Genomic DNA, 1,781 nt, shown 5'->3' with positions numbered 1-1,781 from the left:
CCCGCCGCGAGCCCACGTCGTCGCCATGACCGGAGCCCGCGGCGGCCTCGGCACCAGCACCTTCCTGCTCCACCTGGCCCGCGCCTGCAACGCCCGCGGACTCGCAGTCGCCCTCATCGACGCCGACCCCGCCGGCGGGCTCGGGCTGCTCATGGGCGACGCCGTACTGCCCGGCCTGCGCTGGGCCGACCTGCCCGCCGAGGAATCCGCATTCCGGCCGGAGCGACTCATCACCGCCCTGCCGAGTTGGCTGGGCATGCCGGTCCTCACCGGCGACGGGCGCGGCGGCGCCCGCAATCCGCAGCAGTTGCAACCCGTCCTGCAGGCACTGCGCGCCCAGCATGACCTGGTCCTGATCGATCTGCCCCGAGGCGTCCTTCCGCCCGCGGGCGCGACGGTCATGCTGGTGTCCGGGCTCGACCTGCGCTCGGCCGTGGCTGCGGAGGCGCTGGCCGCCCGATTCCGCAGCTCGACGGCGCCGGGCGCCCTAATGCCCGGCCTGTCCACCTCGCCCGGCCTGTCGACCCCGCCCGGCCAATCCTCCGGCGCCCTGGCTGTCGATTCGCCAGACTCGATGCCTGGTCGACCCGTGTCGCCCACCACGGTGCTCACGGTGGTCCGCAAAATCGGTGAGGACGTGACCCCGGACGAACTCGCGCTCATGACCCGCACCGAGGTCATCGCCGTCATCCCGCATGAACGCGCCGTGGCGCAGCGCATCGCCCGCGGCGACGACCCCACCCGGGGGCGAGGATCCATGCGCAATGAGGCGCGAGCCGTCGCCGACCGGCTGGCGGCGGCACTGGAAGCATCGGGCACGCCCCAGACCCGGGAGACACGTGCACCAGCCGGTAGGCCGGCCGGAGGCGCATGATGACCGGCATCCCGCTCCCCGCCGGCGCGCAGCCCGCTGGAGCACCCGCGAACCGCGACGAGCTCGCCCGCGTCCGCAGCGCGCTCGCCCGCGGCGCCAGCCTCGACGTCGCCGTCGGTTCGGGAGCCGACCCGACCACCGGGGCGGGCGGGCTGGCCCGGCTCACCCAGCACGTGCGCGCCGATATCGCGGGCGCCGGCCCCGTACTACAACCGCTGCTCGACCTCGACGGCGTCACCGACGTGCTCGTCGGCGCCGGCAACACCTGGATCGACCGCGGGCGCGGACTCGAAACCGTCAGCGAAGCCGCCCTGCCCGAGGGTGAGGCGCGCGCCCTCGCAGTGCGCATGGCCGCCGCCTGCGGGCGCCGACTGGACGACGCCAGCCCCGTCGTCGACGTGACCCTGCCCGACGGCACGCGGCTCAATGCGGTGCTGCCGCCACTGAGCGCCGACGGCACCCTCATCTGCTTGCGCACGGCGCGTCGCCGCGCCTTCACCCTGCCCGAATTGGTCGCCGTCGGCACCATCGCCCCCGGACTCGACGCCGTTCTGACGGCGCTGGTGGCCCGGCGCGCCAACTGCCTGGTCACCGGCGCCACCGGCACCGGCAAAACTACCCTGCTGGCCGCCCTGCTCGGCCTGGTGCCCGACGGCGAGCGGATCGTGTGCATTGAGGAGGCCAGCGAGCTGCGCCCCGACCACCCCCACGTCATTCACTTACAGGAGCGCGGTGAGAACATCCAGGGCGTGGGAGCCGTCCCCATGACCACCCTGGTGCGCACCGCGCTGCGCATGCGCCCGGACCGGATTGTGCTCGGCGAATGCCGCGGGCCCGAGGTCCGCGATGTGCTCACCGCTCTCAACACCGGCCACGAGGGCGGCTGGGCCACCCTCCACGCCAACTC

Annotated in this window: 2 protein-coding genes; both read left to right on the top strand. The window is 74.2% G+C overall.

Annotated features, from left to right (window positions below; genetic code table 11):
- Window positions 1–874 (top strand): cellulose synthase operon protein YhjQ/BcsQ (locus tag RWX45_RS01560; RefSeq protein WP_316022034.1); only part of this gene is annotated, 874 nt, incomplete at its 5' end.
- The coding region (locus tag RWX45_RS01555) for a TadA family conjugal transfer-associated ATPase (protein ID WP_316022033.1) at window positions 874–1,781 on the top strand (908 nt) is incomplete at its 3' end. The genes RWX45_RS01560 and RWX45_RS01555, both read left to right, overlap by 1 nt.

The organism is Actinomyces sp. MRS3W, from assembly GCF_032465695.1.
Classification (GTDB): Bacteria; Actinomycetota; Actinomycetes; order Actinomycetales; family Actinomycetaceae; genus Actinomyces.
The sequence above is the reverse complement of the archived record's forward strand: the minus strand, read 5'-3'. Positions and strand labels throughout refer to the sequence as shown.